Source organism: Enterobacter cloacae complex sp. P13B (assembly GCF_014895915.1).
In the GTDB taxonomy this organism is placed as follows: Bacteria; Pseudomonadota; Gammaproteobacteria; order Enterobacterales; family Enterobacteriaceae; genus Enterobacter; species Enterobacter bugandensis.
In genome coordinates, this window is sequence record NZ_JADBQN010000003.1 from 111838 (window position 1) to 135652 (window position 23815).

The 23815-nt window shown below is 60.0% G+C and carries 25 protein-coding genes; 13 read left to right on the plus strand and 12 right to left on the minus strand.

The annotated features are described in order from the left end of the window. Window positions 1-105 precede the first annotated feature (105 nt). From IM273_RS01625 to IM273_RS01635, 3 genes are read left to right on the plus strand one after another with little or no spacing between them, the layout of a single operon-like run. Window positions 106-708 (plus strand): non-oxidative hydroxyarylic acid decarboxylases subunit B, encoded by a 603-nt coding sequence (locus IM273_RS01625; protein WP_028014231.1) that lies wholly within the window; start codon window positions 106-108, stop codon window positions 706-708. Then, window positions 698-2125: a non-oxidative hydroxyarylic acid decarboxylases subunit C gene (locus tag IM273_RS01630; protein WP_041908445.1), complete on the plus strand. Its 1428-nt coding sequence runs from the start codon at window positions 698-700 to the stop codon at window positions 2123-2125. Before IM273_RS01625 ends, IM273_RS01630 begins: the two co-directional genes overlap by 11 nt. Before the next feature lie 10 nt (window positions 2126-2135). Continuing rightward, window positions 2136-2357 carry a non-oxidative hydroxyarylic acid decarboxylases subunit D gene (locus tag IM273_RS01635; protein ID WP_003862116.1) on the plus strand — a complete coding sequence of 74 codons (222 nt, stop codon included), beginning with the start codon at window positions 2136-2138 and terminating at the stop codon, window positions 2355-2357. Between the two features lie 93 nt (window positions 2358-2450). Here the strand turns inward: IM273_RS01635 and mutS are convergent, their stop codons facing one another. Beyond that, on the minus strand, window positions 2451-5012 hold the full coding sequence (mutS, locus tag IM273_RS01640) for a DNA mismatch repair protein MutS (RefSeq protein ID WP_059358075.1): 2562 nt from the start codon (window positions 5010-5012) through the stop codon (window positions 2451-2453). Between the two features lie 113 nt (window positions 5013-5125). Then, window positions 5126-5356, minus strand: coding sequence for a SymE family type I addiction module toxin (locus IM273_RS01645; protein ID WP_193050569.1), 231 nt, complete (start codon window positions 5354-5356; stop codon window positions 5126-5128). Window positions 5357-5531: 175 nt separating this feature from the next. On the opposite strand from IM273_RS01645, the gene IM273_RS01650 reads away from it, so the two are divergent. After that, window positions 5532-5876: a nitrous oxide-stimulated promoter family protein gene (locus tag IM273_RS01650; RefSeq protein ID WP_193050568.1), complete on the plus strand. Its 345-nt coding sequence runs from the start codon at window positions 5532-5534 to the stop codon at window positions 5874-5876. A gap of 5 nt (window positions 5877-5881) precedes the next feature. On the opposite strand, the gene IM273_RS01655 is transcribed toward IM273_RS01650, so the two are convergent. From IM273_RS01655 to hypA, 10 genes are all read right to left on the minus strand, one after another. Continuing rightward, window positions 5882-7102, minus strand: a complete 1221-nt coding sequence (locus IM273_RS01655; protein WP_193050567.1) for an MFS transporter — start codon at window positions 7100-7102, stop codon at window positions 5882-5884. Between the two features lie 16 nt (window positions 7103-7118). Then, on the minus strand, window positions 7119-7880 hold the full coding sequence (locus IM273_RS01660) for an ABC transporter ATP-binding protein (RefSeq protein WP_048960092.1): 762 nt from the start codon (window positions 7878-7880) through the stop codon (window positions 7119-7121). Further along, a complete protein-coding gene (locus tag IM273_RS01665; RefSeq protein ID WP_193050616.1) occupies window positions 7880-8917 on the minus strand; it encodes an iron ABC transporter permease in 1038 nt (345 codons plus the stop codon). The genes IM273_RS01660 and IM273_RS01665 overlap by 1 nt, the downstream gene beginning before the upstream one ends. Then, a complete protein-coding gene (locus IM273_RS01670) occupies window positions 8917-9915 on the minus strand; it encodes an ABC transporter substrate-binding protein (RefSeq protein ID WP_193050566.1) in 999 nt (332 codons plus the stop codon). The genes IM273_RS01665 and IM273_RS01670 overlap by 1 nt, the downstream gene beginning before the upstream one ends. A 151-nt stretch (window positions 9916-10066) precedes the next feature. Beyond that, window positions 10067-12139, minus strand: a complete 2073-nt coding sequence (gene flhA, locus IM273_RS01675) for a formate hydrogenlyase transcriptional activator FlhA (protein ID WP_193050565.1) — start codon at window positions 12137-12139, stop codon at window positions 10067-10069. A 63-nt stretch (window positions 12140-12202) separates the two neighbouring features. After that, window positions 12203-13213, minus strand: a complete 1011-nt coding sequence (gene hypE / locus IM273_RS01680; protein WP_193050564.1) for a hydrogenase expression/formation protein HypE — start codon at window positions 13211-13213, stop codon at window positions 12203-12205. Beyond that, a complete protein-coding gene (hypD, locus tag IM273_RS01685) occupies window positions 13210-14331 on the minus strand; it encodes a hydrogenase formation protein HypD (protein ID WP_193050562.1) in 1122 nt (373 codons plus the stop codon). The genes hypE and hypD overlap by 4 nt, the downstream gene beginning before the upstream one ends. Before the next feature lie 3 nt (window positions 14332-14334). Further along, window positions 14335-14607, minus strand: coding sequence for a HypC/HybG/HupF family hydrogenase formation chaperone (locus IM273_RS01690; protein WP_100170788.1), 273 nt, complete (start codon window positions 14605-14607; stop codon window positions 14335-14337). After that, window positions 14598-15461: a hydrogenase nickel incorporation protein HypB gene (gene hypB, locus IM273_RS01695; protein ID WP_193050560.1), complete on the minus strand. Its 864-nt coding sequence runs from the start codon at window positions 15459-15461 to the stop codon at window positions 14598-14600. Before hypB ends, IM273_RS01690 begins: the two co-directional genes overlap by 10 nt. 3 nt (window positions 15462-15464) lie before the next feature. Continuing rightward, complete coding sequence (gene hypA, locus IM273_RS01700) at window positions 15465-15815, minus strand: hydrogenase maturation nickel metallochaperone HypA (protein WP_192978742.1); 351 nt, start codon at window positions 15813-15815, stop codon at window positions 15465-15467. 211 nt (window positions 15816-16026) lie between these two features. Here hypA and hycA point away from each other — a divergent pair, with 211 nt between their 5' ends. The 9 genes from hycA to hycI all read left to right on the plus strand — a co-directional run bounded on the left by hycA (window position 16027) and on the right by hycI (window position 23808). Next, window positions 16027-16491 carry a formate hydrogenlyase regulator HycA gene (gene hycA / locus IM273_RS01705; protein ID WP_041908468.1) on the plus strand — a complete coding sequence of 155 codons (465 nt, stop codon included), beginning with the start codon at window positions 16027-16029 and terminating at the stop codon, window positions 16489-16491. Window positions 16492-16564: 73 nt separating this feature from the next. Then, on the plus strand, window positions 16565-17173 hold the full coding sequence (locus tag IM273_RS01710; protein WP_028014215.1) for a 4Fe-4S dicluster domain-containing protein: 609 nt from the start codon (window positions 16565-16567) through the stop codon (window positions 17171-17173). Next, window positions 17170-18984 (plus strand): formate hydrogenlyase subunit 3, encoded by a 1815-nt coding sequence (gene hycC / locus IM273_RS01715; protein ID WP_193050558.1) that lies wholly within the window; start codon window positions 17170-17172, stop codon window positions 18982-18984. The genes IM273_RS01710 and hycC overlap by 4 nt, the downstream gene beginning before the upstream one ends. A gap of 1 nt (window position 18985) precedes the next feature. Continuing rightward, window positions 18986-19909, plus strand: a complete 924-nt coding sequence (locus IM273_RS01720; protein WP_193050556.1) for a respiratory chain complex I subunit 1 family protein — start codon at window positions 18986-18988, stop codon at window positions 19907-19909. Window positions 19910-19924: 15 nt separating this feature from the next. Further along, window positions 19925-21634, plus strand: a complete 1710-nt coding sequence (hycE, locus tag IM273_RS01725) for a formate hydrogenlyase subunit HycE (protein ID WP_069732775.1) — start codon at window positions 19925-19927, stop codon at window positions 21632-21634. Between the two features lie 9 nt (window positions 21635-21643). Beyond that, window positions 21644-22186, plus strand: a complete 543-nt coding sequence (locus IM273_RS01730) for a formate hydrogenlyase complex iron-sulfur subunit (RefSeq protein ID WP_193050554.1) — start codon at window positions 21644-21646, stop codon at window positions 22184-22186. Further along, entirely contained in the window at window positions 22186-22953 is a 768-nt protein-coding gene (locus IM273_RS01735) for an NADH-quinone oxidoreductase subunit B family protein (RefSeq protein WP_028014210.1), read from the plus strand. The genes IM273_RS01730 and IM273_RS01735 overlap by 1 nt, the downstream gene beginning before the upstream one ends. Then, window positions 22950-23360, plus strand: a complete 411-nt coding sequence (locus tag IM273_RS01740) for a formate hydrogenlyase maturation HycH family protein (RefSeq protein WP_028014209.1) — start codon at window positions 22950-22952, stop codon at window positions 23358-23360. The genes IM273_RS01735 and IM273_RS01740 overlap by 4 nt, the downstream gene beginning before the upstream one ends. Continuing rightward, the gene (gene hycI, locus IM273_RS01745) at window positions 23353-23808 is read left to right on the plus strand and encodes a hydrogenase maturation peptidase HycI (RefSeq protein ID WP_193050552.1); all 456 of its coding nucleotides are present in this window, start codon (window positions 23353-23355) and stop codon (window positions 23806-23808) included. The genes IM273_RS01740 and hycI overlap by 8 nt, the downstream gene beginning before the upstream one ends. The last annotated feature ends 7 nt before the right edge of the window (window positions 23809-23815 follow it).

Sequence of the window (23815 nt, forward strand, 5' to 3'; positions counted from 1 at the left end):
TTTAGCAATTAATGTGATCGTGTGCGAACGATCTTGTCAGTAGAGCGATCCGGGAGTAGTTTATCTTTAAATGTTCGTACACGAACAAATTGATTGAGGTGATGAATGAGATTGATCGTGGGAATGACAGGAGCAACGGGGGCTCCGCTGGGCGTGGCGCTGCTGCTGGCGCTGAGGGAAATGCCGGAGGTAGAGACCCATCTGGTCATGTCGAAGTGGGCAAAAACAACCATTGAGCTGGAAACGCCTTACAGCGTGCAGGACGTTGCTGCGCTGGCTGACGTTGTTCACAGCCCGGCTGACCAGGCCGCCACCATCTCCTCCGGCTCGTTTCGCACCGACGGCATGATCGTCATTCCCTGCAGCATGAAAACGCTGGCGGGGATCCGCGCGGGCTACGCCGAAGGGCTGGTGGGCCGTGCGGCAGATGTGGTGCTGAAAGAGGGCCGCAAGCTGGTGCTCGTTCCCCGCGAAACGCCGCTCAGCACCATTCATCTGGAGAACATGCTGGCGCTTTCCCGCATGGGCGTGGCGATGGTGCCGCCCATGCCTGCGTATTACAACCACCCGCAAACCGCCGATGACATCACCCAGCATATCGTGACCCGTGTGCTCGACCAGTTTGGTCTGGAGCACAAAAAGGCGCGCCGATGGAACGGGTTGCGGGAGGCGAAACATTTTTCACAGGAGAACAAAGATGGCATTTGATGATTTGAGAAGCTTCCTGCAGGCGCTCGATGAGCAAGGGCAACTGCTGAAAATTGAGGAAGAGGTGAATGCGGAGCCGGATCTGGCGGCGGCAGCCAACGCCACAGGCCGTATTGGCGACGGCGCGCCCGCGCTGTGGTTCGACAATATTCGTGGCTTTACCGATGCCCGCGTGGTGATGAACACCATCGGCTCGTGGCAAAACCACGCCATATCGATGGGGTTGCCAGCGAATACCCCGGTAAAAAAACAGATCGACGAGTTTATTCGCCGCTGGGATAAATTCCCCGTTACGCCGGAGCGCCGCGCTAACCCGGCCTGGGCGCAAAATACGGTCGACGGTGAAGACATTAACCTGTTCGATATCCTGCCGCTGTTTCGCCTGAACGACGGTGACGGCGGTTTTTATCTCGATAAAGCGTGCGTTGTCTCGCGCGATCCGCTCGACCCGGACCATTTCGGCAAGCAGAACGTCGGGATCTACCGCATGGAGGTCAAGGGCAAGCGCAAGCTCGGCCTGCAGCCGGTACCGATGCACGATATCGCCCTCCATCTGCACAAAGCGGAAGAGCGCGGACAAGATCTGCCGATCGCGATTACTCTCGGCAACGACCCGATCATCACCCTGATGGGCGCCACGCCGCTGAAATACGATCAGTCTGAGTATGAAATGGCCGGCGCGCTGCGCGAAAGCCCGTACCCGATTGCCACCGCGCCGCTGACCGGCTTCGACGTGCCGTGGGGGTCTGAAGTGATCCTGGAAGGGGTGATTGAAGGCCGCAAGCGTGAAATCGAAGGGCCGTTCGGCGAGTTTACCGGACACTATTCCGGTGGCCGTAATATGACGGTGGTCCGTATCGACAAAGTTTCTTACCGCACCAAACCGATCTTCGAATCCCTTTACCTCGGCATGCCGTGGACCGAGATTGACTATCTGATGGGACCAGCCACCTGCGTGCCGCTTTACCAGCAGCTGAAGGCGGAATTCCCGGAAGTGCAGGCGGTGAACGCGATGTACACCCACGGTCTGCTGGCAATTATCTCCACCAAAAAACGCTACGGTGGTTTTGCCCGCGCGGTCGGTTTACGCGCCATGACCACGCCGCACGGTCTGGGCTACGTGAAGATGGTGATTATGGTGGATGAGGATGTCGATCCGTTCAACCTCCCGCAGGTGATGTGGGCGCTCTCATCGAAGGTCAATCCGGCGGGGGATCTGGTGCAGCTGCCGAACATGTCAGTGCTTGAACTCGACCCTGGCTCCAGCCCGGCGGGCATTACCGACAAACTGATTATTGATGCCACCACGCCTGTTGCACCGGACACCCGTGGCCACTACAGCCAGCCGGTACAGGATCTGCCTGAAACTAAAGCCTGGGCTGAAAAACTGACCGCGATGCTGGCAGCACGCCAATAAGGAGGAAAAGATGATTTGTCCACGTTGTGCCGATGAGCATATTGAAGTGATGGCGACGTCACCGGTGAAAGGGGTCTGGACCGTTTACCAGTGCCAGCATTGTCTTTATACCTGGCGCGATACCGAACCGCTGCGTCGTACCAGCCGCGAGCATTACCCGGAAGCGTTCCGCATGACGCAGAAGGATATTGATGAAGCACCGCAGGTGCCGACGATCCCGCCGCTGTTGTAAAAATAAGCCCGGTGGCGCTGCGCTTACCGGGCCTAAGGGTTTTGTAGGTCGGGTAAGGCGAAGCCGCCACCCGACAAAACAGACCGCAGAAAACTAAACCAGACTCTTCAACCGATAAATCCACTCCAGCGCCTGACGCGGCGTCAGTGAATCCGGGTCGAGGTTCTCCAGCGCTTCCACCGCAGGCGACGTTTCTTCAGCTGGCGCCAACAGCGACATCTGGGTGCCATCAATCTGCGTCGCCGCCGCATTCGGCGAGAGGCTTTCCAGCTCACGCAGCTTCTGGCGAGCGCGCTTGATCACCTCTTTTGGTACACCTGCCAGCGCCGCAACGGCCAGGCCATAGCTCTTGCTCGCCGCGCCATCCTGCACCGTGTGCATAAAGGCGATGGTGTCGCCGTGCTCCAGCGCATCAAGATGAACGTTAGCCACGCCTTCCATTTTCTCCGGCAGCTGCGTCAGCTCGAAGTAGTGGGTGGCGAACAGCGTCATGGCCTTGATTTTATTCGCGAGGCTTTCAGCACAGGCCCAGGCCAAAGACAGGCCGTCATAGGTTGAGGTTCCGCGTCCCACTTCGTCCATCAGCACCAGGCTGTGCTCCGTCGCGTTATGCAGAATGTTAGCCGTTTCGGTCATCTCGACCATGAAGGTTGAGCGACCGCTCGCCAGATCGTCCGCTGCCCCAACGCGGGTGAAGATACGATCGATGGGGCCAATCTCCACTTTTTGCGCCGGGACGTAGCTGCCGATATACGCGAGCAAAGCAATCAGCGCCGTCTGGCGCATGTAGGTACTCTTACCGCCCATGTTCGGGCCGGTAATGATCAGCATTCTTCTCTGCGGCGACAGGCTCAGCGGGTTGGCGATGAACGGTTCGTTCAGCACCTGCTCAACGACCGGGTGACGGCCTTCCGTAATGCGAATGCCGGGCTTGTCGGTAAAGGTCGGGCAGGTATAGTTCAGCGTTTCAGCCCGTTCAGCCAGGTTCACCAGCACGTCCAGCTCCGCCAGCGCGCTGGCGCTGAGCTGCAGGTCAGCAAGGTGTGGCATCAGCATGTCGAACAGCTCGTCATACAGCTGTTTTTCCAGCGCCAGGGCTTTACCTTTCGAGGTGAGTACTTTGTCCTCGTACTCTTTCAGCTCGGGAATGATGTAACGCTCGGCGTTTTTTAAGGTCTGACGACGTACGTAGTGAATCGGCGCCAGATGGCTTTGCCCGCGGCTGATCTGAATGTAGTAACCGTGTACCGCGTTATATCCCACTTTCAGCGTGTCGAGCCCAAGACGCTCGCGTTCGCGAATTTCCAGCTTATCGAGATAGTCCGTCGCCCCGTCGGCCAGCGCGCGCCATTCGTCCAGCTCTTCGTTGTAGCCTGGGGCAATCACGCCGCCATCGCGCACCAGAACCGGAGGGGCATCAATAATGGCGCGCTCCAGCAGCTCGCGAAGCTCGGTGAATTCGCCCATCGTTTCGCGGAGTTTCTGTACCGGCGCGCTGTCAACGTCACTCAGCTGCGCACGCAGTTCCGGCAGCTGCTGGAAAGCATGACGCATACGCGCAAGGTCGCGCGGGCGCGCGGTGCGCAGAGCCAGACGGGCCAGGATACGCTCCAGATCGCCCACCTGACGCAGGACCGGCTGCAGCTCGGTATAGCGATCCTGCAACGCAGCAATCGTCTGCTGGCGGCAAACCAGCGTATCGGTATCGCGAATCGGCATATGCAGCCAGCGCTTCAGCATGCGACTGCCCATCGGCGTCACCGTGCTGTCGAGCACCGACGCGAGCGTGTTTTCAACGCCACCTGCCAGGTTCTGGGTGATCTCCAGGTTACGGCGCGTGGCGGCATCCATGATGATGCTGTCCTGCTGGCGCTCCATGGTGATAGAGCGGATATGCGGCAGGGCGGTGCGCTGGGTGTCTTTCACGTACTGCAGCAGGCAACCAGCGGCACACAGCCCGCGCTGAGCATTTTCCACGCCAAAGCCAATCAGATCGCGGGTACCGAACTGCAGGTTCAGCTGCTGGCGCGCGGTATCAATTTCAAATTCCCACAGCGGGCGACGGCGCAATCCGCGACGGCCTTCAATCAGCGCCATTTCGGCGAAGTCTTCGGCGTAGAGCAATTCTGCCGGGTTGGTGCGCTGCAGTTCGGCAGCCATCGTTTCGCGGTCAGCCGGCTCACTCAGGCGAAAACGCCCGGAGCTGATGTCCAGCGTGGCGTAGCCAAACCCTTTGCCGTCCTGCCACAGCGCCGCCAGCAGGTTATCCTGGCGCTCCTGAAGCAGGGCTTCATCACTGATGGTGCCTGGCGTGACGATGCGTACGACTTTACGCTCAACCGGGCCTTTCGAGGTTGCCGGATCGCCGATTTGTTCGCAGATGGCAACGGACTCACCCTGATTCACCAGCTTGGCCAAATAGTTTTCAACCGCGTGGTGCGGGATACCGGCCATCGGGATGGGCTCGCCTGCGGATGCGCCACGTTTGGTTAGCGAGATGTCGAGCAACTGCGAGGCACGTTTAGCATCGTCATAAAACAGCTCGTAAAAATCGCCCATGCGGTAAAACAGCAGGATTTCCGGATGCTGTGCCTTCAGCTTCAGGTACTGCTGCATCATCGGCGTATGTGCGTCGAAATTGTCGATTGTGCTCATGGAGTTATGATGTCCATTTCTTTGAAAATAAACCGTTTTGAGCGGCTCATTGGCCGTTTGTTCGTTCTATTGTCGCATGAAAAAAAGGTACGGCGCAGAAAAATGTGGCGGCTTTACGAGGCACCTTCAGACATTAACTCAATGACGATTTTTCCATGCTCAACGCCCACCCTGACCTGGGAGTTGGTGGTAAAGCCCGCCTTTTCAAGCCAGTCTCCTTTTAAGCTCAGCGCCGCATGCACGCTGTATCGCTTTGGTATCTTCGTTTTTCGATCCTCGTGACGTTTTCTGAAATATCCCACTTTTAAATAGCGGTAGGGTTTGCCGATCGCGATCTCTTTCATAGGGTCTCCAGACTATACGGACAACGGTCATTCCTGATGCCTGTATAAAATACCAGTGATTTTCAGGAGGTGCAGGGTTAATAGTGGAATCAGGCTTCAGAAAACGGAATGCAACACCTGAAATCCACAGTTTTAAAGTGTATTATTGATGCATCTTATTATTTGGTAAGTCGCTATGACCGGTAAACGCATATCACGTGAAAAAGAGACCATCGCGAAAATGATCGCGTTGTACGCAAAGCAGTGTCCACAGGCTTCTCAGGAAGCGGGGCATTATCAGGCGCTCAACGCGTATGCTGATAAGCGCCTGGATAAGTGCGTTTTTGGTGAAGAAAAGCCCGCCTGTAAACAATGCCCGGTGCACTGCTACCAGCCTGCCAGACGTGAAGAGATGAAGCAGATTATGCGCTGGGCAGGCCCGCGTATGTTATGGCGTCACCCCATTCTGACCTTCCTCCATCTGATGGATGACCGTCGTCCGGTGCCGGAACGGCCGGAGAAGTATCGCCCGAAAAAGTGAACCGATCAGCTTCGTAGCGGGCGGCAAATCACGTTCAGGGCCAGCGCGCTGCAGAGTGGAAAGAGCGCCAGCAGCAGCCACGGATAAATCGCGTGCGTTGAAGGCACCAGCGCGCGATCCAGCAGGCTGCCAAATAACAAGTTTCCAGCCAGTACCGCAATGCCTCCGGCGGTGGAGAGTGCGCCATAGTGCGCGCCCAGCGTGGATTCATCGGCGAACCGCGGAATGAGATCTTTTGCCGACGGCACCAGCAGCATCTGCCCCAGCGTCAGCAGCGTGACAAACGAGACCGAGGGCAGAAGCCGCAGCCAGCCCTCAGGCGGTTCTGTTGCCGCAAACATTGCCACGCTCGCAAAGGCGGCGGAAAGCAGCAAAAAGCCCACCGGAAGAATGTTCACCGCGCCCACGCGTCGGGCGAAACGCGCCAGCGGCAGCTGTAAGGTAATGATCAGAACGGAGGCCAGCATAAAAAGCGGGCCGAGATCTTTCTCGTTACCGCCGGAGCGCTGGATCTCCACCGGCAGCGCCAGATAGAGCTGGTTGTAGCTTAACAGCCAGGAGCTGTAGGCAATGATAAAGGCGACAAAGCGCGGCTGGCGGAACGTCGTCCACCAGGGCACTATTTTTATCTTCTGTGAACGTTGCCCGGCAGCAGGCAGACAGAAGTAAAGCACCACTAGCGCAATGATAAAGACGCCTGCCCCCGCCAGCGCCACCTGGCGGAAGCCAAGCCCCGTTAGCAGAGCGCCAGCAACCGGGCCCAGTACCGCGCCGAGCTCCCCGCAGACGGCAAAGAGCGCAAACCACTCCGCCCGGCTTCGTTTCCCTTTCGCCTCGCTGTGGGTACCCGCTTTCGCCAGCAGAGCCTCAATTGAGGGAGAAAATAGCGCGCCGCCGACGCCCGTCAGACACGCGCCCAGAATAATCGGCCACAGCGATCCCCCGAAGGCCAGCAGCAGATAGCCTGCAACACGAACTATACAGCCGCTGAGGATGATGACCTTCGCGCCAAACCGGTCCGAGAGCGCACCGCCAACGATAAACATCCCCTGCTGCGAGAACGTGCGCAGGCCCAGGATCAGCCCGATGAGCCCACCGGAGAGCAGCATGTCGTCACGCAGAAATACCGCCAGGAAGGGAACGACGGCGTAAAAACCAATGTTAAAAACAAACTGGCTACCCAGTAAAACGGGCGGCCAGAGCGTGGTGGCGGGGCGAAGGGACATTGTCGATCACTCGTCCCTAAACGATAAAGTGAATGTGCTTTTTGCCATGAAAGGGCGAGATCTCAATTTTGGTTTTGACCCGGAAGACATCCCAGAGCAATGACTCGGATAAGATGTCCTGCGGCGTTCCGGTCGCCACAATTTGCCCTTTCTGCATCACAATCAGCGAGTCGCAGAACATTGAAGCGTGGTTGAGATCGTGGATGGCGACGATACTGGTAACGGGTAATTGGCTGATCAACTGCATCAGCTGCATCTGATGATGGATATCCAGGTGGTTGGTCGGTTCATCCAGCAGGATTTCGGTTGGCGTTTGCGCCAGCGCGCGGGCAATATGCACCCGCTGACGCTCGCCGCCGGACAGGCTCAGCCAGCCCTGCTCGCTGCGGTCCAGCATATCGACACGCTGCAGAGCCGCGGTGACGGTGTCGTCATCCTGCGCGCTCCAGTTAGAAAAAGGGGAGTGGTGCGGAATACGTCCAAGTTTGACCACGTCGCGCACGCGCATGTTGGCGTCGGTCATCCCGTGCTGCTCAACGAACGCCACCCGGCGGGCAAGCTGCTTTTTGGCGATGCGGGAAATGTCCTGCCCGTCCAGGGTCACGCTGCCCGCATCCGGGCGACGCAGGCCTGCCAGGATACGCAAAAGGGACGATTTGCCGCAGCCGTTAGGACCAAGCAAACCCACCGTTTCGCCGCGTGAAACCTTCAGCGAGACACCATTGACGATAACTTTTTTGCCTACCTTCCAGGTAATATTTTCAGCGCAGATACTCATCACTTATTCCTTGAGCGGTAGATAATCACGGCAAAGAAAGGTACGCCCACCAGCGCGGTGACCACGCCGACGGGCAGGCTCTGCGGGGCAATCAGCATCCGCGAGGCGATATCGGCCAGCACCATCAGGATCGCCCCCGCCAGCGCGCTGGCAATCAGCAGCGTGCGGTGCAGCGGCCCGAACAGGAAGCGCATGACGTGCGGCACCACCAGCCCTACAAAGCCGATTGAGCCCGCCATGCTGACGATGGTCGCGGTGATCAGGGCCGTGGTGGTAAACAGGGCAAGACGCACCCAGGGCACGGCAATGCCTAAGGAGGCAGCCGCGTCATCACCAAAGGTAAAGGCGTCCAGTGCCCGGGAATAGTAGAGGCAGACGGCAAGGCCCGCCAGCACGACAACCAGCGCCAGCTGGAATTCCGGCCAACGCACGCCGCTAAAGCTGCCCAGCAGCCAGAACATCACGTCGCGCGCCTGCTGCGCGCTGGCGGAGGTGCTGATGGTGTAGGCGGTAATGGCGTTGAAAAGCTGAGATGCAGCAACGCCTGCCAGAATGGTGCGTTCATTGCCGCCGCGCGCGCCGTTCGTCAGAAAGGCGACAAACGCAAAGGCGGCGAACGCCCCGGCAAACGCGCCCGCAGAGAGCGACACCGCGCCGGTGCCGATGCCCAGGACGACGACCGACACCGCCCCGGTTGAGGCACCCGCCGACACGCCGAGCACGTAGGGTTCCGCCAGCGCGTTCTTCAGCAGGCTTTGCAGCACGGCCCCGCAGATGGCTAAACCGGCTCCGCAGCAGGCCGCCACCAGCGCGCGGCTCAGGCGAAAGTCCCAGATTACGCTCTCATAGATGCGGTTGAGCGGAACGTCGGTCAGCCCCAGCTTATTACCAATAGCGTAAAAGACGTTGGACAGCGGAATCGACAGCTCGCCGACGCTGACGCCAAGAGCAATCACTAAAAACAGCAGGACAACGGCAAGCAGAGCGGAAGTGGTCAGGATCAGGCTCTGGCGGGCCTGAAGTACGGCTGCCGTCATCATTTCAGCCCCAGTTTTCTGAGCTGTTCACCCACCTGTTCAGCACCGTAAATCGTACGAATCGTCGGGTTCATCGCCTGACCGTCCATCACCACGATATGGCCTTTTTTGACGGCATCAAGCTGGCTCACGGCAGGATCGCTTTTCAGGAATTTGATTTTCTCATCCGCGTTATCCAGCGCCCAGCGGTTGCGGTCCAGACTGGAGACGACAATCACATCAGGGTTCGCGGCAATAATACTTTCCCAGCCGACGGTCGGCCATTCGGTCTCAGCGGTAATGGCGTTATGGCCACCCAGTACGTTAGCAATAAAACCGGAGGCGCTGTTTTTCCCGCCGACATAGGCATCTGCCGAAGGCGAGGCGCTTGAGAACCAGAAAACAAACGAGAGATCTTTTTTGTTTTTACCAAATTCCTGACGCAGGTCGGCCTCACGTTTTTTGAAATCAGCGATAACGGCCAGGCCGCGCGCTTCAACGTTGAAAATCTTCGCGAAATCTTCAATCTCTTTATAAAGGTACGTCATATCCCACAGCGTCTGGCGGCTGCCGTACATATCGCCTGCCGCTTTTTTGGTGGCGCACATGCCTGGAGATAAATAGCTGTTCACGCCGACGGTAGCCAGATCTTCACGTTTTGCGACCTTACTTTCCGGCCCAAGCAGCAGGGGCAGCTGTGCAGGAACAAAATCGGGGTTTTGCGCAAGGATGGATTCAAGAGTCGGAATTTCGACGGTCAGGGTTTTGATTTTTGCATTCTGCTCAGCCAGTTGCGGCAGCACTTTGGTCGGCCAGAAGGCGCTGGCTTTGACCTTATCTTCCAGCCCCAGCAGGAGCAAAATTTCCACGGTGTTCTGACCGAGGGCCACGACGCGTTCCGGCGCTTTAGTGAATGTCTCTTTATAGCCACAGTTTTCAATCGTCAGAGGATATGTGGTTGCCAGAGCAGAACTGACCGACGCAATCGCCAGGCCTAACGCGCAGATGACCTTCTTCATGAAACGCTACCCTTCATTAATATTATTTTTGATGCAAATGAAACGCATTATTAAGGCGGAATTTTATACAGAGGAAAATATATTGTGTCAATGAGGGACAATTGCGCAGGGTGACGAAAAGCGGCGCCATAAGCGGCGCCGGAATGACGGGTTAAAGCAGGCTCTCTTTATCGATTCCCAGACGCTTCATGCGAGAGAGCAGGGTAGTTCGTTTCAGCCCCAGCCGCTGAGCTGCGCCCTTCGGTCCGGCTACCACGCCGTTGGTCTCTTTTAGCACGCGCAATATCAGCTGATATTCATCTTCGCCTTCCTGCGCGACTTCTGCCGAAAGCGTGGGGGCTTCCTGAAGGGAGACTTCAGGCAAAGAGAGCTGCAGCACGTTCCCGCGCGTCAGCAGCACCGCGCGCTCAATGACGTTTTCAAGCTCGCGCACGTTGCCGGGCCACTCCATCGACGAGAGGGTACGTAGCGTTTCGGCAGGAATACTGTCGATATTCCTCCCCATCCGGCGGGCAATCTTCGCGGTAAAGGCTTTAACCAGCAGCGGGATATCCTCAGGTCGCTCGCGCAGCGGCGGCAGGCAGATCGGAAAGACGTTCAGACGATAGTAGAGATCGCTGCGAAACTCGCGGTCGGCGACCATTTTTTTCAGGTCGCGGTTGGTGGCGGCAATCAGCCGCACGTCGGTCTGGATCAGCTTGTTGCTGCCGAGGCGCTCAAACTCCTGCTCCTGCAAAACGCGCAGCAGCTTGGGCTGCAGCTCCAGCGGCATATCGCCCACTTCGTCGAGAAACAGCGAGCTTTTATCCGCCAGTTCGAAACGGCCCAGCCGCTGGCTGCTGGCTCCGGTAAACGCGCCGCGCTCGTGGCCGAAGAGGTCACTTTCCAGCAGACCCGCGGGCATCGCCGCGCAGTTCATCTTCACCATCCGGCGGCTGTTGCGGTTGCTCAGGTTATGAATGGCGCGGGCTATCAGCTCTTTACCGGTGCCGGTTTCACCGAGGATCAGCACCGTGCTGTCGCTCTGGGCCACCATTTCAACCTGCTTGAGGACGCTGTACATGGCATCGCTGCGCCCGATGATTTCGCCAAACTCGCTGTCCACGTTGTTGAGCTGTTCGGTCAGGGCCAGGTTTTCGTCCACCAGCCGCTCTTTCAGGCGGTGGATCTCCTGATAGGCGAGGGCGTTATCCAGCGCGATGGAAATACGCTCGGCGATCTGGCGCAGCAGCTTCAGGTTGGCGGTGGTAAACACGGCTTCATCGCACTGCGCCAGTTTGAGCACCCCAAGCATGGTGCTGCCGGACATCAGCGGCAGCAGGCACAGGGTCTGAATTTTGTTGCCCCAGGTGTTAAACAGCATCCGCTCGTACGGCGCCACCGGGTCCTGCTCGCTAAGATTCAGCAGCAGGATCTCTTTGCTTTTAAATACCCGCTCAGAAAGGGTGCCCGCTTCGTCCACCTCGCTCTGCTCGTGCGCCGGATTGGCCTCATCAAGATAGTGGGTGGAGTAGATGTTTAGCTTGCCTTTGCGGTTCCCGCGTAGCGCGATGCTGATGGCGTCGATCCTGAAATAGTGGTGGATCTCCTTGGCGACTTCGCTGACCAGCTCGTCCATGTCGAGTCTTGAGAGTACGGCGTTGGTGATGGCGACCAGAATGCGGAAGTTATCGCGCTCGCGGCTCAGCAGGTCGTAATCCACGTTATTGGTGACGCGGCTTTGGATCTGCTCCGCGACGACGGCCACAATCTGGGTAAAGGTGTGCAGCCGCTCGTACTCCGCCTCGCTCCAGGGCTGGTCGGTATTGCGGATAAACTCGCAGCCGCCAAAAATATGGCCCTCCGCCGCCAGCGGCAGCATGCCGTAATGACCGAAAGGCTGATAGAGATTGCTCTCTGCCAGCCGCGGCCATGCCATCCGAAACTCTTCAAAATTGCAGTGCAGCACTTCAGGCCGGGAGAGAATGCGGCGCACCGGGCCGTGCGCGAGGTACGTTTCGTCTTCGTATTCAAACGTTTTGCCATTCTCGCGCGTGGAATAGTAGCTCGCGCGGTGCGTTCCACTATGCCAGAGCAAAATCGCCGCGCTGTCCGCCAGCGCTGATTGCCTGACCAGCCGCGTCAGGGCATCGCTCAGCGCGCCGAGATCGGGCTGTTGTAAAAGTGTGCGCGTGATATCAAACAGGCCCTGCTGTCCAAGATCGCTCATCGGTGTATACGGCATTATTGCTTTCCACTAGAAACTGGCAAAAAAGAGACTTCACTGCTGACCGCTTATGGCGCGGTTCTAGCAAATTCGGGGTAACGGCTCAGCGTGCGGTAGATCCAGCGTGCGCTTCACGCCATAAAGTCCGGTCAGGCGCACCCCTTTGCGCTCAACCACGTCGCCAATGATGGCCGCGTCTTTCCCTAAGGGATGCGCTCTAAGCTGTTCAAGTACGGCTTCCGCCGCCGAACGTTCCACGCCGATCGCCAGCTTGCCCTCGTTGGCAAAGTTTAGCGGGTCAAGCCCTAAAAGCTCACACAGCCCCCGGACGGCAGGCTTAACGGGCAGGGCGCGCTCGCTCAGTTCAATCCCGCACCCGCTGCTTGCGGCGAACTCGTGGACGACGGCATTCACCCCGCCACGCGTGGCGTCGCGCAGGGCTTTGACGCCCGGCATGTCGCGCAGCGTCTGGATAAGCGGGGTGAGCAACGCGCAGTCGCTGCGAAGCTCGCCGTCCAGCCCCAGGCCTTCGCGCAGGTTCAGGATGGTTGCCCCGTGGCAGCCCAGCGTTCCGCTGACAATCAGCACGTCGCCCGCGCTAAGGCGTTGCGCGCCCCAGTGAACGTCGGCGGGGATCGCCCCCATTCCGGCGGTGTTGATGAAGAGCTTATCCGCCGCGCCGCGCTGGACCACTTTGGTATCGCCGGTGACGATAGCGATCCCCGCCTCGCGGGCGGTGTGCGCCATGCTGTTGACCACTGCCGCAAGCGTCTCCATCGGTAATCCCTCTTCGAGGATAAATCCGCACGAGAGGTAGCGCGGAATGGCGCCGCTGACGGCCACGTCGTTGGCCGTACCGCAGACGGCGAGCTTGCCAATATCGCCGCCCGGGAAGAACAGCGGGTCAATCACGTAGCTGTCGGTGGAGAACGCCAGCCGGTCGCCGTGTGCGGTGAGGGTTGAGAGCGCGATGCGCGCCTGATCCTCCTGCTCGGCGAGCCAGGGGTTATTAAAGGCCTCCATGAACAGCCGGTTAATCAGCTGCTGCATCGCCTGTCCACCGCTTCCGTGCGCCATTTCCACCGTGTTCATGCTTCACACTCCTGGTTGCGATACTGATACCACGCGGCGCATGCCCCTTCAGAGGAGACCATCAGTGCGCCAAACGCGGTTTGCGGGTTACAGGTGTTGCCAAATAGCGGGCAGTGATGAGGTTTGCATTTGCCGGTAAGCACCTCGCCGCAGCGGGACCGGGGATCGTCGCACACCTGCTGCGGCTGAGGGCGGAAGTGCGCTTCGGCATCAAATTCGCGATAGGCAGGCGTCAGGCGCACGCCGGATTCCGCAATCAGCCCCAGCCCGCGCCACTCGCTGTCGCCCTCAACGCTAAACACGTCGGCAATCGCCTGCTGCGCCCGTTCATTTCTCGCATCGGGCACCACGCGGCGGTACTGGTTTTCAACCGCGCTCAGGGACGCTATTTTCTGCTCAACCAGCATGGCTACGCCTTGCAGTAGATCAAGCGGTTCGAAACCAGCCACCACTAACGGACGATTGTACTGCTCAGCGATAAAACCGTAGGCGTCTGTGCCAATTACCATGCTGACGTGGCCCGGCGCCAGAAACGCGTCTATGCCGTTGTCGGGCTCTTCGAGCAGGCTGCGCAGCGTGGGAATGAGCGTAATATGCTGGCAGAAAAAGAAAAAGTTAGTGACGTTGCGCGCTTTCGCCTGCTGCAGCGTGATGGCCGTAGCGGGCATGGTGGTTTCAAAACCCAGCCCGAAAAAGACGACCTTGCGCTCAGGGTTAGCCTCTGCCAGCGTCAGGGCATCCATCGGCGAGTAAACGATCCGCACGTCCGCGCCACGCGCCTTCGCCTGCAGCAGCGAGCCGTTTTTCCCCGGCACGCGCATCGCGTCGCCAAAGGTGCAGAAAATAACGTCGGGCTGGCCGGCAATTTCGATGCAGCTGTCGATACGCCCCATCGGCAAAACGCACACCGGGCAGCCGGGGCCGTGAATAAACTCGATGTTCTCCGGCAGCAGCTGGTCGAGGCCAAACTTGAAGATGGCGTGCGTGTGCCCGCCGCACACCTCCATGATCCGCAGCGGCCTTTCGTTCGTGTAGTCCAGCAGCGCCGCGCGCGTTTTCAGATGTCCGATAAGCTGCATCACCTGTTCTGGCGCGCGGTATTCATCAACGTAACGCATAGGCTAGCGCTCCTCGCCGTACAGGAGCGCGCCCACGTCCGGCTCCACGTCAAACATGTTTTGCAGCGCGTCCAGCGTGTCGCGGGCTTCCGCTTCGTTAATCACGCTCATCGCAAACCCCACGTGGACCAGCACCCACTGGCCGAGGCGCGACGCGCCCGTCTCATCCGTGCAGCCCACCAGCGTCAGGTCGACGTCGCGCAGGATGCCGCAAACCTCCACTTTGGCCTGATTGCCGTCGAGGGAATGGATTTGTCCCGGTACGCCTATGCACATCGTTCGCTCTCCAGCCAGTCCAGCCAGGCGTCCATGCCGTCGCCGCGCGTGGCGGAAACCAGCAGGATGTGAATGTCCGGGTTCACCTCGCGGGCATAGGCAAGGCACTTATCCACGTCGAAGTTCAGGTACGGCAGCAGGTCAACTTTGTTCAGCAGCATGAGGGAGGCGGCGGCGAACATGTGCGGGTACTTCAGCGGCTTGTCCTCCCCTTCGGTCACGGAGAGCACCGCCACTTTATGCCGTTCGCCGAGGTCGAAGCTTGCCGGGCATACCAGGTTACCTACGTTTTCGATAAACAGGATGCCGTTATCCGCCAGCGGCAGGCGAGGGGCGGCGTCGGCAATCATCTGCGCATCCAGGTGGCAGCCCTTGCCGGTGTTAACCTGGATGGCGGGCGTCCCGGTTTCGCGGATGCGCGCCGCGTCGTTAACGGTTTGCTGATCGCCTTCGATCACCGCACAGGAGACGCGTTCGTTCAGGCGCTTGAGCGTTTCGGTCAGCAGCGTGGTTTTACCGGAGCCGGGGCTGGAGACCAGGTTGAGCACCAGCTGTTGACGGGCCGCAAAGCGGGCGCGGTTGCGGGCGGCAAGCTGGTTATTTTTGTCCAGCACGTCGATCTCCACCTCCAGCATCTGGCGCTGGCTTATGCCCGGCGCGTGGGTGCCCGCTTCGCCGTGGCCGTAATGCAGGTCGCCCGCGTCGGAACGCTGCGGCGCAAAGGTGATGCCGGTCAGTGCCGCCGCGGGACGCGGGGCAGGGGAAAAGGGCGCGGAGCGAAACGCGGAGTGAGGACGGTGTTCATCCCCTTCTATATACAGGTTGCCTTCGGCGCAACCGCAGGTACTACACATAACTTACTCCTTCTCGATTTCGAGGCGCAGGATCTGCATGCCGTCATCCGCCACGATGCGAAGACCCGTGCTCTGACACTGCGGGCAGCGCTGAACCTTTGATGAGAGCAGGGTGACGTACTGCTGACACTGCTCGCACCAGCACTCTGCCTGCTGCTCTTCAATATGCAGTGCGCAGCCTTCCGCCAGCGTGCCGCGGCACACCAGCTCAAAACAAAAGTTCAGGGCGCTGGTCTCGACGCAGGAAAACGCCCCGACCTTCAGCCAGACGCCGGTGACGCGCTTCGCGTGGTTTTGCACTGCCTGCTGTTCGATAAGTTCCAGAGCCCGCTGGCAGAGGGTGATTTCGTGCATGACGCCTCCTCAATGATTTGCGCCAGTAAATGCAATAACGGTGCCAGCTTGATTTGCGTTACGGCGTGACGATGTCAGCGCTGTCGAAATGACACGTCGACACGGCGGCGTTGACAGTATCTTTTTTGATAAAAATCATTCAAATCAACACATTAAAAACTGGCACGGAATCTGCTTAACAGCCGCTATCTCCATTAACCGGATACCTTCTATGACTATTTGGGAAATTAGCGAAAAAGCGGATTACATCGCGCAGCGCCACCAGCAGCTTCAGGATCAGTGGCACCTCTACTGTAACTCTCTGGTTCAGGGGATCACCCTGTCAAAAGCCCGACTGCATCATGCGATGAGCTGTGCGGCGCAGGGGGATATGCGCTTTGTCCTGTTCGGTCATTTCACGGTCTTTGTGACCCTGGCAGACAGCTTTAACAGCCACACCATCGAGTACTACGTTGAGAATAAAGAGGGTGAAAAACAACGTATTGCGCAGGCGCAGCTGATGGCCGACGGCATGGTCGACGGCTACGTCAGCAACCGCGATCGCCAGCAGGTACTTGAGCACTATCTGGAGAAAATCGCGCCGGTTTACAACGGTCTCTACGCCGCGGTTGAGCACGACTTGCCGGTCGACCTCAAACAGCTCGTCGTGGGAAAGGCCCCCGCAAATCTTGCCTGATAACCGAATGTCGAAAAGTGTCGATGAGACAGTTTTTCGTCGTCAAAAATGACCATCACCAGAGGATTGCCCGGTGAACCGTTTTGTAATTGCTGACTCGACGGTCTGTATTGGCTGTCGGACCTGTGAGGCGGCGTGTTCGGAAACGCACCGCCTGCACGGGCTGCAGTCTATGCCGCGCCTGCGCGTCATGCGTAATGAAAAAGAGTCTGCCCCGCAGCTCTGCCACCACTGTGAAGATGCCCCGTGCGCGGGCGTCTGTCCCGTCAATGCCATCACCCGCGTCGATGGCGCGGTCCAGCTGAACGAAAGCCTGTGCGTGAGCTGCAAGCTGTGCGGCATCGCCTGCCCGTTCGGTGCCATTGAATTCTCCGGCAGCCGCCCGCTGCATATCCCGGCGAACGCCAATACCCCGAAAGCGCCGCCTGCGCCACCGGCTCCGGCACGCGTGAGCACGCTGCTGGACTGGGTGCCCGGCATCCGCGCTATTGCGGTGAAGTGCGACCTGTGCAGCTTTGACGAACAGGGCCCGGCCTGCGTGCGGACCTGCCCGACCAAAGCGCTGATCCTGGTTAACATCCGCGATATCGCCCGCACCAGCAGGCGCAAACGCGAGCTGACCATTAATACCGACGTCGGCGATCTTTCGCTTCTGCAGGCGCTTAACGAGGGGGCGAAATGAACGCGATATTTATGATTAACAGCGCCGTGGCGTACTTTGCCGCTGCCGCCGCGCTGGCGCTGGTGTTCTCTTTCCATAAAACCCTGAGCGGCTGGATAGCCGGTATCGGCGGGGCAGTCGGCAGCCTGATGACGCTGGCGGCGGGCGGTGTCGTCCTGCTCGGCGGACAATCCGTGGAAACACTCATGCCGCTGATTCGCCATACCGTGGCGATTACGCCGCTGAACGCCATCTGGCTGGTGACCTTTGGCCTGTGCGGGCTGTTTATCAGCCTGTTCAATATCGACTGGCACCGCCATCAGCAGACCAAAGCCAACGGCCTGCTGGTCAATCTGCTGATGGCCGCCGCGGTCTGCACGGTTATCGCCAGCAACCTTGGCGCGCTGGTGGTGATGGCGGAGATCATGGCGCTGTGTGGCGTGTTCCTGACCGGCTGCAGCGCCTCCGGCAAGCTGTGGTTTGCGCTCGGACGCCTCGGCACGCTGCTGCTGGCGCTGGCCTGCTGGCTGGTGTGGCAGCGTTTCGGCACCCTGGATTTTGCCGCGCTTAACGGCCAGCCGCTGGGGAACGACGTCTGGCTGCTGGGCGCAGTCGGCTTTGGCCTGCTGGCCGGGATTATCCCGCTGCACGGTTGGGTCCCGCAGGCGCACGCGAATGCCTCTGCGCCCGCCGCCGCGCTGTTTTCGACGGTGGTAATGAAGGTCGGTCTGTTCGGCATTTTGACGATTACCCTGACGGGCGGTCAGCCGCCGCTGTGGTGGGGGGTAGCGCTGCTGATTGCGGGGATGATCACCGCCTTTGTCGGCGGCCTGTACGCCCTGATGGAGCACAACATCCAGCGTCTGCTGGCGTACCACACCCTGGAAAACATCGGGATTATCCTGCTCGGCATGGGCGCGGGCGTCACCGGGCTGGCGCTCAACCAACCGGCGCTGATTGCCGCCGGGTTTATCGGCGGTCTGTATCACCTCGTCAACCATAGCCTGTTTAAAACCACTCTGTTCCTCGGCGCGGGCAGCGTCTGGTTCCGCACCGGGCACCGGGATATCGAAAAGCTCGGTGGGATTGGCAAAAAGATGCCGATGATTTCACTCGCCATGCTGGTGGGGCTGATGGCGATGGCCGCGCTGCCGCCGCTGAACGGCTTTGCCGGGGAATGGGTGATCTATCAGTCCTTCTTCGCGCTCGGCCAGAGCGACGCGTTTATCGCGCGGCTGCTCGGCCCGCTGCTGGCGGTGGGCCTGGCGATCACCGGGGCGCTGGCGGTGATGTGCATGGCGAAAGTCTATGGCGTCACCTTCCTCGGCGCGCCGCGCACCCGTGAAGCGGAGAACGCCTGCTGCGCCCCGGTACTGATGTGTGCCAGCGTGGTCGCGCTGGCGCTGTGCTGCATTGCGGGCGGAATTGCCGCGCCGTGGCTGCTGCCGCTGCTGGGCCACGCCGTTCCGCTGCCGCTGTCGACGGCGCATACCGTTGTCTCCCAGCCGATGATGGCGCTGCTGCTGATCGCCGGGACGCTCCTGCCGTTCGTGCTGATGCTGTTCTTCAGACGCGACCGTCTCGCCTCCCGCTCTCGCGGCGCGGCGTGGGCCTGCGGTTACGAACACGAGCCGTCAATGGTTATCACCGCCCACGGTTTTGCCATGCCGGTGAAGGAGAACTTTGCCGCCGTGCTGAAGCTGCGCCAGTGGCTTAACCCGCAGGGCTGGGTGCCGGGCTGGCAGAGTGCTGCCGTGCCCGTGCTGTTCCGCCGACTGGCGCTGATCGAGCTGGCGGTGCTGGTGGTGATTGTGATTTCACGAGGAGCCTGACATGAGTCTGTTACTGGCAATTCTTCAGGCGCTGGTGCTGTTCGCCGCCGCGCCGCTGCTGTCGGGCATCACGCGCGTGGCGCGCGCCCGAATGCACAACCGTCGCGGGCCTGGCGTGCTCCAGGAGTACCGCGATCTCTTCAAACTGCTCTCCCGCCAGAGCGTCGCGCCGGATGCCGCGGGCTGGGTGTTCCGCCTGACGCCGTTCGTGATGGTCGGCGTGATGCTCACCATCGCCACCGCGCTGCCGGTGGTCACGGTAGGCTCGCCGCTGCCGGTGCTCGGCGATCTGATTACGCTCATCTATCTATTCGCCATCGCGCGCTTCTTCTTTGCGATTGCGGGCCTGGACACCGGCAGCCCGTTTACCGGCATCGGCGCCAGCCGCGAGGCGATGCTCGGCGTGCTGGTTGAGCCGATCCTGCTGCTGGGGCTGTGGGTGGCCGCGCAGGTTGCAGGTTCGACCCACATCAGTTTTATCACCGACACCGTTTACCACTGGCCGGTGGCCCGCTCCATCCCGCTCGTGCTGGCACTCTGCGCCTGCGCATTCGCCACGTTTATTGAGATGGGCAAGCTGCCGTTCGATCTCGCGGAAGCGGAGCAGGAGCTGCAGGAAGGGCCGCTCACCGAGTACAGCGGCTACGGCTTTGCGGTGCTGAAGTGGGGCATCAGCCTTAAGCAATTGGTGGTGTTGCAGATGTTTGTTGGCGTTTTCTTCCCGTGGGGGCAGATGACGTACTTCTCTGCAGGCGGCCTGCTGCTGGCCGTGGTGGTGGCCGCCCTCAAGCTGCTGGTCGGCGTGCTGGTCATCGCCCTGTTTGAAAACAGCATGGCACGCCTGCGTTTTGCGGCAACCTCGCGCATCACCTGGGCCGGTTTTGGTTTTGCATTTTTAGCGTTCGTCTCCTTGCTGGTGGCGTGATTAAAGAGAGTGTTTATGTCTGAAGAAAAGAAAGGTCAGCAGTATCTCGCCGCGTTGCATCAGGCTTTCCCCGGCGTGGTGCTGGAGGAGTCCTGGCAAACCAAAGATCAGATCACCATTACCGTGAAGGTGAACTACCTGCCGGAAGTGGTGGAGTTTCTCTATTACCAGCAGGGCGGCTGGCTGTCGGTGCTGTTCGGCAACGACGAGCGCCAGCTGTGCGGCAACTACGCGGTGTACTACGTGATGTCGATGGAGCAGGGCGAGAAGTGCTGGCTCACCGTGCGCGTCGAAGTCGACCCGAATAAGCCGGAATACCCGTCCGTGACGCCGCGCGTTCCTGCCGCCGTCTGGGGTGAGCGCGAGGTGCGCGACATGTACGGCCTGGTGCCGGTCGGCCTGCCGGACGAGCGTCGTCTGGTGCTGCCGGACGACTGGCCGGATGAACTCTATCCGCTGCGCAAGGACAGCATGGATTACCGCCAGCGTCCGGCCCCGACCACCGACAGCGAAACCTACGAGTTCATCAACGAGCTGGGCAGCAAGAAGAACAACGTGGTGCCGATCGGCCCGCTGCACGTCACCTCCGACGAACCGGGCCACTTCCGCCTGTTCGTCGACGGCGAAAATATCATCGACGCCGACTACCGCCTGTTCTACGTCCACCGCGGCATGGAGAAGCTGGCGGAAACCCGCATGGGCTACAACGAGGTCACGTTCCTCTCAGACCGCGTGTGCGGCATCTGCGGCTTCGCCCACAGTACCGCCTACACCACCTCGGTGGAGAACGGCATGGGGATCGTGGTGCCGGAGCGCGCGCAGATGATCCGCGCCATTCTGCTGGAGGTGGAGCGCCTGCACTCGCACCTGCTGAACCTCGGCCTGGCCTGCCACTTCGTCGGCTTTGACTCCGGGTTTATGCAGTTCTTCCGCGTGCGCGAAGCGTCGATGAAGATGGCGGAAATTCTCACCGGGGCGCGTAAAACCTACGGCCTGAATCTGATCGGCGGGATCCGCCGCGACCTGCTGAAAGACGATATGATCAAGACCCGCCAGCTGGCGCAGCAGATGCGCCGGGACGTGCAGGAGCTGGTGGACATGCTGCTCAGCACGCCAAACATCGAGCAGCGCACCGTCGGGATTGGTCGCCTCGATCCGGAAATTGCCCGCGACTTCAGCAATGTCGGCCCGATGGTGCGCGCCAGCGGCCACGCCCGCGACACCCGCGCCGATCACCCGTTCGTCGGCTACGGCCTGCTGCCGATGACCGTGCACAGCGAACAGGGCTGCGATGTTATTTCTCGCCTCAAGGTTCGTATCAACGAGGTCTACACCGCCCTGAACATGATTGACTTCGGCCTGGACAACCTGCCGGGCGGTCCGCTGATGGTGGAGGGCTTCACCTACATTCCAAACCGCTTTGCCCTCGGCTTTGCCGAAGCGCCGCGAGGGGATGATATCCACTGGAGCATGACCGGCGACAATCAGAAGCTCTACCGCTGGCGCTGTCGCGCGGCGACCTACGCCAACTGGCCTACCCTGCGCTATATGCTGCGCGGTAACACGGTCTCTGACGCGCCGCTGATCATCGGCAGCCTCGATCCGTGCTACTCCTGCACCGACCGCATGACGGTGGTGGACGTGCGCAAGAAGAAAAGCCAGGTAGTGCCGTACAAAGAGCTTGAGCGCTACGGCATCGAGCGCAAGAACTCGCCGCTGAAATAAGGACACGCCATGTTTACCTTTATCAAAAAAGTAATCAAAACCGGCGCGCAGACCAGCAGCTATCCGCTGGAGCCGATCCCGGTGGATAAAAACTTTCGCGGCAAGCCGGAGCACAACCCGCAGCAGTGCATCGGCTGCGCGGCCTGCGTCAACGCCTGCCCGTCGAACGCCTTAACGGTGGAAACGGACCTCAAAACCGGCGAGCTGGCCTGGCAGTTTAACCTCGGGCGCTGCATCTTCTGCGGCCGCTGCGAGGAGGTCTGCCCGACGGTCGCCATTCGACTTTCTCAGGAGTACGAACTGGCGGTGTGGAAAAAAGAGGATTTTCTCCAGCAGTCGCGCTTCGCGCTGTGCAATTGCCGCGTCTGCACGCGTCCGTTCGCCGTGCAAAAAGAGATCGACTACGCCATCGCGCTGCTGCAGCACAACGGCGACGCCCGCGCGGAGCATCACCGCGAAAGCTTCGAAACCTGCCCGGAGTGCAAACGTCAGAAGTGCCTGCTGCCGTCCGACCGCATTGATATTACCCGCCATATGAGAGAGGCCAGCTGATGGAAAACTTACTCGGCCCGCGCGACGATAACGGCATTCCGGTGCCGCTGACGGTGGAGGAGTCCATCGCCAGCATGAAAGCGTCGCTACTGAAAAAAATCAAACGCTCGGCCTACGTCTACCGCGTGGACTGCGGCGGCTGCAACGGCTGTGAGATCGAGATCTTCGCCACCCTGTCGCCGCTATTTGACGCCGAGCGCTTCGGCATCAAAGTGGTACCGTCCCCGCGTCATGCGGACATTCTGCTGTTTACCGGGGCGGTGACCCGCGCCATGCGATCGCCCGCGCTGCGCGCCTGGCAGTCCGCGCCGGATCCGAAAATCTGCATCTCCTACGGCGCCTGCGGCAACAGCGGCGGCATCTTCCACGATCTTTACTGCGTCTGGGGCGGCACCGACAAAATCGTGCCGGTGGATGTCTATATTCCGGGCTGCCCGCCGACGCCTGCCGCCACGCTGTACGGCTTTGCGATGGCGCTCGGCCTGCTGGAGCAGAAGATCCATGCCCGCGCCCCTGGCGAGATCGACAACCAGCCCGCGGCCATTCTGCATCCGGACATGGTGCAGCCGCTGCGCGTGAAGGTGGACCGCACGGCGCGCAGGCTGGCGGGCTATCGCTACGGGCGTCAGATTGCCGACGATTACCTGCGCCTGCTGAGCCAGGGCGACCATCAGGTGGCGCGCTGGCTGGAGGCGGAAAACGATCCGCGTCTCAATGAGATCGTGGCGAACCTGAACAGCATTGTGGATGAGGCGCGTATCCGATGAGTGAAACGGTGGTGTTCAGCCAGCTGAGCCGTAAGTTTATTGATGAGAACGATGCCACGCCGGATGCGGCGCAGCAGGTGGTCTATTACAGCCTGGCGATTGGGCACCACCTCGGGGTGATCGACTGTCTGGAGGCGGCGCTAACCTGCCCGTGGACGGAATACCTGGCGTGGATCGCCACGCTGGAGGAGGGCAGCACCGCGCGGCGCAAGATGGAGGGCGTGCCGAAGTATGGCGAGATCGTCATCGACGCCAACCATATCACAATGCTCGCCAACGCCTTTGACGCGGCGCTCGGCAGGCAAACCCCGGCGCAGCAGGCGTGGAGCAAAACGCTGCTCGGCATGCTGCACGATATTCATCAGGAGAGCGCCATCTACCTGATGGTGAGGAGATTACGTGACTGACGTTTTACTGTGTGTCGGCAACAGCATGATGGGCGACGACGGCGCGGGCCCGCTGCTGGCGGAGATGTGTGCCGCAAAACCGCAGGGCGATTGGGTGGTAATCGACGGCGGTAGCGCGCCGGAAAACGATGTGGTCGCCATTCGCGAGCTGCACCCGGAAAGGCTGCTAATCGTCGATGCCACCGATATGGGGCTGAACCCGGGCGAAATCCGCCTGATTGATCCGGACGACATCGCCGAGATGTTTATGATGACCACCCACAATATGCCGCTGAACTACCTGGTCGATCAGATTAAAGACGACGTGGGCGAGGTGCTGTTTTTGGGGATCCAGCCGGACATTGTCGGCTTTTATTACCCGATGACGCCGCCGGTGAAGGCGGCGGTGGAAGAGGTGTATTCGCGGCTGGCGGGGTGGGTTGGGGATGGAGGGTTTTCTCCGCTCTGAGCAGCGC

Coding starts and splice junctions, on each gene's coding strand:
- hycA (WP_041908468.1), top strand. CDS start 16,027: ATGACTATTTGGGAAATTAGCGAAAAAGCGGATTACATCGCGCAGCGC.
- IM273_RS01730 (WP_193050554.1), top strand. CDS start 21,644: ATGTTTACCTTTATCAAAAAAGTAATCAAAACCGGCGCGCAGACCAGC.
- hypA (WP_192978742.1), bottom strand. CDS start 15,815: ATGCACGAAATCACCCTCTGCCAGCGGGCTCTGGAACTTATCGAACAG.
- IM273_RS01655 (WP_193050567.1), bottom strand. CDS start 7,102: ATGTCCCTTCGCCCCGCCACCACGCTCTGGCCGCCCGTTTTACTGGGT.
- IM273_RS01735 (WP_028014210.1), top strand. CDS start 22,186: ATGGAAAACTTACTCGGCCCGCGCGACGATAACGGCATTCCGGTGCCG.
- hypE (WP_193050564.1), bottom strand. CDS start 13,213: ATGAACACGGTGGAAATGGCGCACGGAAGCGGTGGACAGGCGATGCAG.
- hycE (WP_069732775.1), top strand. CDS start 19,925: ATGTCTGAAGAAAAGAAAGGTCAGCAGTATCTCGCCGCGTTGCATCAG.
- hypB (WP_193050560.1), bottom strand. CDS start 15,461: ATGTGTAGTACCTGCGGTTGCGCCGAAGGCAACCTGTATATAGAAGGG.
- mutS (WP_059358075.1), bottom strand. CDS start 5,012: ATGAGCACAATCGACAATTTCGACGCACATACGCCGATGATGCAGCAG.
- IM273_RS01670 (WP_193050566.1), bottom strand. CDS start 9,915: ATGAAGAAGGTCATCTGCGCGTTAGGCCTGGCGATTGCGTCGGTCAGT.
- IM273_RS01645 (WP_193050569.1), bottom strand. CDS start 5,356: ATGAAAGAGATCGCGATCGGCAAACCCTACCGCTATTTAAAAGTGGGA.
- hypD (WP_193050562.1), bottom strand. CDS start 14,331: ATGCGTTACGTTGATGAATACCGCGCGCCAGAACAGGTGATGCAGCTT.
- IM273_RS01720 (WP_193050556.1), top strand. CDS start 18,986: ATGAGTCTGTTACTGGCAATTCTTCAGGCGCTGGTGCTGTTCGCCGCC.
- IM273_RS01625 (WP_028014231.1), top strand. CDS start 106: ATGAGATTGATCGTGGGAATGACAGGAGCAACGGGGGCTCCGCTGGGC.
- hycC (WP_193050558.1), top strand. CDS start 17,170: ATGAACGCGATATTTATGATTAACAGCGCCGTGGCGTACTTTGCCGCT.
- IM273_RS01660 (WP_048960092.1), bottom strand. CDS start 7,880: ATGAGTATCTGCGCTGAAAATATTACCTGGAAGGTAGGCAAAAAAGTT.
- flhA (WP_193050565.1), bottom strand. CDS start 12,139: ATGCCGTATACACCGATGAGCGATCTTGGACAGCAGGGCCTGTTTGAT.
- IM273_RS01665 (WP_193050616.1), bottom strand. CDS start 8,917: ATGACGGCAGCCGTACTTCAGGCCCGCCAGAGCCTGATCCTGACCACT.
- IM273_RS01630 (WP_041908445.1), top strand. CDS start 698: ATGGCATTTGATGATTTGAGAAGCTTCCTGCAGGCGCTCGATGAGCAA.
- IM273_RS01650 (WP_193050568.1), top strand. CDS start 5,532: ATGACCGGTAAACGCATATCACGTGAAAAAGAGACCATCGCGAAAATG.
- IM273_RS01690 (WP_100170788.1), bottom strand. CDS start 14,607: ATGTGCATAGGCGTACCGGGACAAATCCATTCCCTCGACGGCAATCAG.
- IM273_RS01635 (WP_003862116.1), top strand. CDS start 2,136: ATGATTTGTCCACGTTGTGCCGATGAGCATATTGAAGTGATGGCGACG.
- IM273_RS01740 (WP_028014209.1), top strand. CDS start 22,950: ATGAGTGAAACGGTGGTGTTCAGCCAGCTGAGCCGTAAGTTTATTGAT.